This is a genomic window from Acidimicrobiales bacterium (assembly GCA_036491125.1).
Classification (GTDB): Bacteria; Actinomycetota; Acidimicrobiia; order Acidimicrobiales; family AC-9; genus AC-9.
Genome location: DASXCO010000243.1, coordinates 22,371 through 30,241 on the forward strand (window position 1 = coordinate 22,371; position 7,871 = coordinate 30,241).

Annotated in this window: 8 protein-coding genes; 3 read left to right on the top strand and 5 right to left on the bottom strand. The window is 71.6% G+C overall.

Annotation, left to right across the window (positions count from 1 at the left end):
* Positions 1–19 precede the first annotated feature (19 nt).
* From VGF64_18690 to VGF64_18700, 3 genes are read left to right on the top strand one after another with little or no spacing between them, the layout of a single operon-like run.
* Complete coding sequence (locus tag VGF64_18690) at positions 20–1,144, top strand: phosphotransferase (GenBank protein HEY1636788.1); 1,125 nt, start codon at positions 20–22, stop codon at positions 1,142–1,144.
* Positions 1,141–1,983: a GNAT family N-acetyltransferase gene (locus VGF64_18695; protein HEY1636789.1), complete on the top strand. Its 843-nt coding sequence runs from the start codon at positions 1,141–1,143 to the stop codon at positions 1,981–1,983. The genes VGF64_18690 and VGF64_18695 overlap by 4 nt, the downstream gene beginning before the upstream one ends.
* Positions 1,980–3,692, top strand: coding sequence for a family 20 glycosylhydrolase (locus VGF64_18700; GenBank protein ID HEY1636790.1), 1,713 nt, complete (start codon positions 1,980–1,982; stop codon positions 3,690–3,692). The genes VGF64_18695 and VGF64_18700 overlap by 4 nt, the downstream gene beginning before the upstream one ends.
* A 33-nt stretch (positions 3,693–3,725) precedes the next feature.
* Here the strand turns inward: VGF64_18700 and VGF64_18705 are convergent, their stop codons facing one another.
* From VGF64_18705 to VGF64_18725, 5 genes are all read right to left on the bottom strand, one after another.
* Positions 3,726–4,529, bottom strand: a complete 804-nt coding sequence (locus VGF64_18705; protein HEY1636791.1) for an acyl-CoA thioesterase — start codon at positions 4,527–4,529, stop codon at positions 3,726–3,728.
* 11 nt (positions 4,530–4,540) lie between these two features.
* The gene (locus VGF64_18710) at positions 4,541–5,263 is read right to left on the bottom strand and encodes a hypothetical protein (GenBank protein HEY1636792.1); all 723 of its coding nucleotides are present in this window, start codon (positions 5,261–5,263) and stop codon (positions 4,541–4,543) included.
* A 57-nt stretch (positions 5,264–5,320) separates the two neighbouring features.
* Positions 5,321–6,025 (bottom strand): hypothetical protein, encoded by a 705-nt coding sequence (locus tag VGF64_18715; protein ID HEY1636793.1) that lies wholly within the window; start codon positions 6,023–6,025, stop codon positions 5,321–5,323.
* Positions 6,025–7,473, bottom strand: coding sequence for an AMP-binding protein (locus VGF64_18720; protein HEY1636794.1), 1,449 nt, complete (start codon positions 7,471–7,473; stop codon positions 6,025–6,027). The genes VGF64_18715 and VGF64_18720 overlap by 1 nt, the downstream gene beginning before the upstream one ends.
* A gap of 142 nt (positions 7,474–7,615) precedes the next feature.
* On the bottom strand, positions 7,616–7,871 hold a 256-nt coding region (locus VGF64_18725), incomplete at its 5' end, for a hypothetical protein (GenBank protein ID HEY1636795.1).

Below are 7,871 nucleotides of genomic sequence, written 5' to 3' on the forward strand. Positions count from 1 at the left end.
GAGGTTGAAGGCGGCGCTGATGAGGGCGAAGTGCAGCGATGCTGACCCGGCGGGCGTCGCTGCCCGCTTCGCCCTGGGCGCGCCGGTCCGGGATGTGCAGCCCTACGGCCGGGGCAACATCAACCAGACTCACCTGGTCACCTGCGGCCCGAGCACCGGCGCCCCTCCTCGGTACCTGCTCCAACGCCTGAATCCCGCCGTGTTCGCCGAGCCCGACGTGGTGATGGCCAACCTCCAACTCGTGACCACCCACCTGCGGCGTCGCCTCCAGGCCGCGGGCGAGGGGAGCCTCGACCGCCGCGTGTTGCGCGCGGTCCCCACCCTGGAGGGCCGGCCGAGCTGGCGCGACGCGACGGGTGCCGTCTGGCGCTGCGTCGATTTCGTCGAGCGGACCCACAGCTCGCTGTCCCTCGCGACGTCGGCCCAGGTCCTCGAGGCCGGTCGGGCCTTCGGCGAGCTGCACCGGCTCCTCGTCGACCTCGACCCCGCTCTGGTGGGGGAGACCATTCCCGGGTTCCACGACCCCGTGGGGCGACTGGCCGCGCTCGAGCGTGTTCTCGGGGCCGACCCCGCTGGTCGGTCGGATGAGGCCGGCGACGAGATCGCATTCGTGCTCGACCACCACGACCTGGCGGCAGCTGGCCGGCGGCTGGTCGGGTCCGCCGTGCCCCGTCGCGTGGCCCACAACGACGCCAAGGTCGACAACCTGCTCTTCGACGACGAGACCGACCGCGTCGTCTGTGTCACCGACCTCGACACGATCATGCCCGGTTCGATCCTGTGGGACGTCGGAGACCTGCTCCGCAGCGCCACCTGTCGGGCGCCCGAGGACGAGCGCGACCTGAGCCGGGTGGCGATGGACCTCGACCTGGCTCGGGCCCTGCTCGCCGGCTATCGGCAGGAGGCAGCCGCATGGATCACCCCACCCGAGGTCGCGCTGCTGTCGCTCTCCGGTGCCGTGGTGGTGTACGAGCAGGCGGTGCGCTTTCTCACGGATCATCTCGCGGGCGACGTCTACTTCCGGATCTTCCGTCCCGGTCAGAACCGCGACCGGTGCCGGGTCCAGATCCGGCTCCTGGCGTCGATGCTGGAGCAGCTGCCCGCCCTCGATGCCGTCGTGGCCGACGTATGGGGGAGCGGATGACGAGGGCCCCGGGTTTGTCGCTGGACCGGCTCGACTCGGGCGACCTGCCGGCCATCACCGAGCTGTGCCAGCGGGGCCTCCCCGACCCACCGGCGGCGGACGAGCTGGCGGGCGTCCTCTTCGCACCGGACCAGCCGGCGACTGTCCGCGGCGAGCCTGGCGTCGGTGTCGTGGCGACGGTCGAGGGTGAAGGCGGCGGCTACGTTCGGCTCCTCGTGGTCGATCCCTCGGCCCGCGGCTGCGGCCACGGCCACGCCCTCCTGGAGGCGGCGGAAGCGGACCTGGCCGGGACGAGGTCGGTGACGGTCGGCGCCGACGCGCCCTACTTCCTGTTCCCGGGCGTGGAGACGAGCCAGCTGCCGATGCTGTGCCTGCTCGAGCGCCACCACTACACGCGCGCCGAGGCCAACTACAACATGGCGATGGACCTGGACGCCCTGCGAGCGGATCCGGGGGGAGTAGATGTGGCGGCGGTGAGCGACCGGCACGAGGTCGAGGGTTGGCTGGACCGCCACTGGAGCAACTGGACGGCCGAGGCACTGCGTGCCCTCGACAAGGGCACGCTCCTCCTGTCTCGGGGCGAGGAGGGGATCACGGGCTTCTGCGCCTACGACGTCAACCGCCGAGGCCTCCTGGGCCCGGTCGCCGTGCGCCCCGACCTCATCGGCAAGGGCGTCGGAGAGGCGCTGGTGCTCGGGGCCCTGCATCGGATGCGATCGGCCGGACGCCGGCGGGTGGAGGTCGTGTGGGTCGGTCCCATCGTCCCCTACGCCAGGTTGGGTGCCACGGTCAGCCGGGTGTTCTTCGTCTACCGCAAGCGGCTGCAGCCCGGCCCGTGAACCTGCTCCCGCGACCCCGTCATCTGGCGCTCGGAGAAGCGCTGGTGGCGCGTCGGCCGCCGGTGGCGCGCCACGACGCGTCGCTGCCCGCCCAGGGCTACGAGCTGCGGATCGACGCTGGTGCGGTGCACCTGGTCGCAGGCGACGAGGCCGGCGAATTCTACGGCCGGGCGACGCTCGACCAGCTGGCCCGCCTGCACGAGGGTCACCTCCCAGTCGGCACCGTGCGGGATTGGCCCGACTTCGCGGTCCGGGGGGTCATGCTCGACATCTCCAGGGACAAGGTGCCGACCATGGCGACTCTCGAGGCGCTGGTGGACCGGCTGGCGTCATGGAAGATCAACCAGGTGCAGCTGTACTTCGAGCACACCTTCGCCTATCGGGGCCACGAAGAGGTGTGGCGTCGCGCCAGCCCGCTCAGCGCCGAGGAAGTGCGGCAGCTCGACGGCTACTGCCGGGCGCGCCACGTCGAGCTGGTGCCAAATCAGAACTGCCTGGGTCACATGGGCCGGTGGCTCGCCCACGAGCGGTACCGGCCCCTCGCCATCGCTCCCGACGGCTGGCCCGACGCCCGTGGCCACCTCCACGCGCCGACCACGATCGATCCGCTCAAGCCCGGGTCGCTGGCGCTGGTTCGCGAGCTCCTCGCCCAGCTGCTGCCGTGCTTCACCAGCGAGCGCGTGCAGGTCGGGCTGGACGAGCCGTGGGAGCTTCCGCCGGACCGGATCGGTGACTACGTCAGCTGGGTTCGGACCCTTCGAGACGTGTCGGAGCTGTCGGGCCGGGAGATGTTGATCTGGGGCGACATCCTGGCCAACCACCCCGACACCCTGGCCGAGCTCCCCGAGGGGGTGACGGTGTGCGAGTGGGGCTACGAGGACTGGCATCCCTTCGCCGATCGCACCGCGGCGCTGAACAAGGCCGGGGTGCCGCAGTGGGTGTGCCCCGGGACGTCGAGCTGGCTGAGCGTCCTGGGCCGAGTGACGAACATGATCGGCAACTGCAGGGCGGCCGCCGGGGCGGGGAGGACCAACGGGTCGTCCGGGTATCTCACGACCGACTGGGGCGACATGGGCCACCTCCAGTACCTGCCGGTGAGCGAGCCGGGCTTTGCCTACGCGGCGGCCGTGTCGTGGTGCCTCGACACCAACGCCGACCTCGACCTGGCCGCTGCCCTCGACATCCACGCCTTCCACGACCCCGCCGGTGAGCTGGGCGCCGCCCTCCTCGCCCTCGGCGATGTCCATCGGGCGATCGCACCGCAGTTCCCCAACATCTCGGTGCTCGTCCTCCACCTCTACTACCCCCAGCTTCAAGTCGACCGCGGCGTGAGCGCCGGCATGACGAGCGAGGACCTGCGCAGCGTCGAGGAGTCTCTCGCCGGCGCCGTGGACCGTCTCTGGCGCTCGCGGCCCGAGCGGTCGGACGGGGATCTCGTCAAGGACGAGCTGCGGACGGCCGCCGCGCTTGTTGCGCTGCTGTGTCGTGACGGCCAGGCCCGGCTCGCCGAGGACGGCTGGTTGTCGTCGGTGCCGGAGGCGACGCGCTCGAACCTGGCCGCCCAGCTCCGTCCTCTGATCGAGCGCCACCGCGACCTGTGGCTGGCACGCAACCGACCAGGTGGTCTCGACGACAGCGTGGCCTGGCTGCAGCACCTGCTCGAGTGCTACGAAACCGGCGTCACCGACCGCTCGTGGGGGCGGATCTAGCCAGGGCCAGGAGGATTGGAGGGCGCCACTCCCTCACCGCCGGTCGGGGCGCCAGTGCTTGACCACCGCCGTCTGGCTGGCGGTGCCCAACAAGGTGCCGTCCTCGGCCCACAGGTGGACCAATCCGTGGCCGTACCCGTCGGCCACCGCTTGGACCCGGATGTCGAGGTGCACCCACTCGGTGGGCACGCGCCGGACCATGCGGATGGTGTTGTCGAGGCTGGTGCCGCCCGCCCATCGCCCGAGGGCCTGGCTGATGCCGAAGGGCACGAAGTCCCCGAGGATGGCCAGGGTCGTGGTGCTCGAGGTCAGACCCTCCAGGCGGGCCCAGAGCGACGACCGGCCGTCGGCGCTGGGGCCTTCCAGCTGGTCCAGCGGCCGGGCGTCGGCCAGGCGGACGTCGAGACGCTGCATGATCGAGGCCTCGTGGCGGCTATCGAGGACCCTTGGCGGGCACTCGTCGGGCGGCGGCACCGGCGGGCGGGCCGCCCACTGTCCCTCGAGCTCGGTCGGGCGGACGCCGAGGGCGGCGTTGACGGTGAAGATCTCCTCGTCGCCGACCCGGCCGATGGCCCGAGCCTGGCTGGTCTGGCGCCCGACGACCATGGCCACCACCTCGATGCTCACCGTGGCCGGAGGGCGGGCGAACGACAGGTATTGCGCGGTAGCCCAGATCGTCTGCCGCCCGGTGGTCGCCTCCATGGCCTCCATGGCCGCGGCCAGCCCGCACCCGCCGAAGAGGGCGCCGACGCCGCTCAGGATGGCGGGCACCACCGGGAGGCACCAGACGTTGGGGTCGTCGGTCGGCTGGAGGCCGAGGAACTTGAGTCCGTCCATCGGCGGTGACTTTAAAGCTGGCGGGCGATCAGCGAGGTCATGGCCTGGGCGCCGGCAGGCTGGAGGTGCACGCCGTCGGGCGTGAACCAGGAGGGCTGGTTGGCGCTCAGGGCGTACCAGTCGGCGAGCACGGCCGTGCCGGGGTAGCGGGCGACGCCGTCGCGCAGCGTGGCGTTGTTGTCGTCCTGCCAGGAGCGCGGGAGGCGCACGGTGACGAAGACGACCCTTCGAGCGCCGGCGACGGCCCGCATCATGGCGTCGAACCCTGCAGGAGTCACCTGCCCGTTGACCCCGAGGCCCACGATCACCTCTGGACGCAGCTGTCCGCTCGCCCGCAGCGCCGACAGGATGCTCACGCCTGTCGACCACTGTCTGCTGACGGCGGCGTCGATCGAGATGCCGTGGACCTGTGCGGTGAGGTCGGGCCGCATGTCGAGCATGACGGAGTCACCGACGGCTGTGACGGGGAGGCCGAGGTGGGCCGGCGCGCTCGGGGGCGGTGCGGTGGTGGATGGGGGCGGCGGGGCGGAGGTGACGACGGACGTCGTGGGTCCGGGGGCGACCTGGGTGGCGGGCAGCACCAGGCGGCGGGTCTCGCTGCCGCTCCCGCTCCGGAGCTGCAGGGCGCCGACGCCCACCAGGATCAGGGCGACGACGGCGACCGCGAGCCAGAGCGAGCGGACCTCGCTCCAGCCCCGCACATTGCCCCGGCTTCCCCAGAATTCATGGTCCATACCTGGAAGGTGGCCCGGGCGACAGACCCAGGCCGACACCCGAAGACTAGATCACGATCACCACAGTGGTGACCAGCTGCTCGTCCGCAGCAGTCTGCTCTCCCACTGATCGCGATAGGCGAGGGCGTCGTGCATGAACGTGCCCGGCCGGCGGTGCTCGGGCGGCGTCTCGTGGGCGAGGAGGGCGAGCAGGCGGTCGTTGTCGACGACCTTCTGCATCAGGATCGCCTCGGGCCGGTGGCCGGCACCGTGGGCCACCTGGAAGCTGGCCTGGATGTCGAGCAGGCGCTGTTCCGGCGGGCGGTCCATGATGGCGGGGTAGTAGGTCCGTCCCCAGAACTCGACGTACTCGCCGAGGGGAGCCGACGGCCAACCGGTGTCCTCCATGTAGAGACTCAGCTCGTGGGTGGCGCCGTCGGCAGGGACGGCGCCCAGCTCGACCTCCTGCATCGCCGACCACGGCACTGGCAGCAGGAGCTTGGCGTCTACCGCGTGGCGGAAGCGGTCCTGCTCGAAGACAATGCTGGCGAGATCGCCACTCTGGATCCGACGGGCGAGACGCTCCCACGCAGCGCCGTCGCGGAGAGCCGTGATCGTGATCACGGTGTATGACGGGCCGGCGCCGTGGGCCTGGTTCAGGTACCACAGCAGGCGGGCGTCGCCTTCCTCGGCCAGCCGGGGCATCCAGGTGTCGCGCCAGACAGCCTCGAAGGCGTCCTCCTCGGCTCCCTTGACCCTGTGCACCTCGTGCAGGAACAGCATCAGTCGCTCCTTTCGGCGATCATCGTCGCCAGCGACCGGCGACGTACCTTTCCGAGGTCGTCGTACGGAAGGCTGTCAACGAGCACCATCGTGTCGGGCACCTTGAAGCGCGCCAGATGTCGGGCACAATGGGCCCGCAGCGCCTCGATCGTCACCTGCCCCTGCACGATCACTGCCGCACCCACGCGCTCGCCCAGGTCGGCGTCCGGGAGGGCGGCCACGGCGGCGTCGGTCACGGCGGGATGGGCCCGCAGCACCTCTTCCACCTCGATCGGCCCCAGCTTCTCCCCGCCCCGGTTGATGGTGTCCGACAGCCGTCCGACCGGGAACACGTACCCGTCAGTGTCCACCCGGGCCAGGTCGCCGGTCCGCAACCATCCGGGTACGACGTTCTGGTCCGACATGACCCAGAGCTCGCCCGGTGCGCCGGGGGCGGCGTCCTCGCCCGAGTCCTGGTCGACGACGCGGATCTGGATGCCGGGCAAGGGCCGGCCCACGGAAGTACGGCGCACCGGGTGGCGGTGATCGTCGGGCGAGAGCATGGTGTAGGCGCCGAGCGTCTCGGTCTGGCCGAAGACGTTCGAGAAGGCGACGTGGGGCATGGCCTCGGTCGCCCTGGCCACGAGGTCGGGCGAAGCCGGCGCCGCCCCGTAGGACAACGCGCGCAGCGACCCCAGGTCGAAGCGGCCGAAGTCGGGGTGGTCGAGGATGCGGCCGAGCATTGTCGGCACCACGAAGGCGGCGCTCACCCGGTGACGCTCGACCAGGTCGAGCCAGCCGCCGGCGTCGAACCGGGGCTGGATGACCGTGGTGTGCCCCGAGTACAGGCTCATGAGCAGACCGAGCAGCCCCCCGACGTGGAACATGGGCACGCACATGATGCGGACGGCGACCGGCGCGCTGGCGTCGAACGGACCGCACCACGACCGGATGCGTCCAGTCAGCACGGCGTGGGGCATGGGCACCGGCTTGGGCAGCCCGGTTGTCCCGCTGGTGAACAACACCAGGGCCTCGTCGTCGCCGTCGCCGACGGGCTCCGGCGTTCCCGTCCCCTGGTCGGGCAGCTCGGCCTCGGTGAGCACCGTGCCACGGGCGCCGAGCGCGGTCTCGAGGTTGTCGCGGTGCCCGCTGTCGGCCACGCCGAGCCCGGCGAGCCCGGCGAGCTCGACCAACCGGCCAAGCTCGTCGACGGTCAGCTGCGGGTTGAGGGCGGCGCCGGCCGCGCCCAGGCGGGCGGCGGCGAGGATGGCAACGAGGGTCAGCGGGCTGCTGGCGGCGATGACGGGCACGCGCTGGCCGGGACGAACGCCCTCCGCCGTCAGGCGGGCGGTGCCGCCGGCCACCGCCTCGCCGAGGTCGCCGTAGGTCCAGGTCTCGTCACCGATGAGCAGCGCAGCCCGGCTGGGGCAGGCCGCCGTCGGCGCGTCGATCACCTCGGCGAGGTTCACGGCGCAGGTGTGCAGCCCGCTCGGGGTTTACCTCGGTTCCACGTAGGGTCGAAAGAGGGCGCGGTGTGGGGTGGCGCCGACGCCCGTTTCGACCAACCGTGGAACCAATCGACCGGTGGTACCGCACCCCAGCCGGGCGGGCTCACCACACCACGAGCTCGTCGTCCTGGACATCGACCACGACGGACTCCCGATCGCTGTAGCGACCCTCGAGAAGGCCGATCGCCAGGCGATCCCCGATCTCGCGCTGGATCAGGCGCTTGAGGGGTCGGGCCCCGTAGACGGGGTCGTAGCCCCGGTGGGCCAGCCACGACCGGGCGGCGTCGGTCACCTCCAGGCCGATGCGACGGTCGGCCAGGCGGCGGTCGAGCTGGGTGAGCTGGATGTCGACGATCTTG

Bases quoted from the DNA above. Each gene is read 5' to 3' on its own strand.
- VGF64_18690 (HEY1636788.1), top strand. From the start codon at position 20: ATGAGGGCGAAGTGCAGCGATGCTGACCCGGCGGGCGTCGCTGCCCGC.
- VGF64_18695 (HEY1636789.1), top strand. From the start codon at position 1,141: ATGACGAGGGCCCCGGGTTTGTCGCTGGACCGGCTCGACTCGGGCGAC.
- VGF64_18705 (HEY1636791.1), bottom strand. From the start codon at position 4,529: ATGGACGGACTCAAGTTCCTCGGCCTCCAGCCGACCGACGACCCCAAC.
- VGF64_18710 (HEY1636792.1), bottom strand. From the start codon at position 5,263: ATGGACCATGAATTCTGGGGAAGCCGGGGCAATGTGCGGGGCTGGAGC.
- VGF64_18715 (HEY1636793.1), bottom strand. From the start codon at position 6,025: ATGCTGTTCCTGCACGAGGTGCACAGGGTCAAGGGAGCCGAGGAGGAC.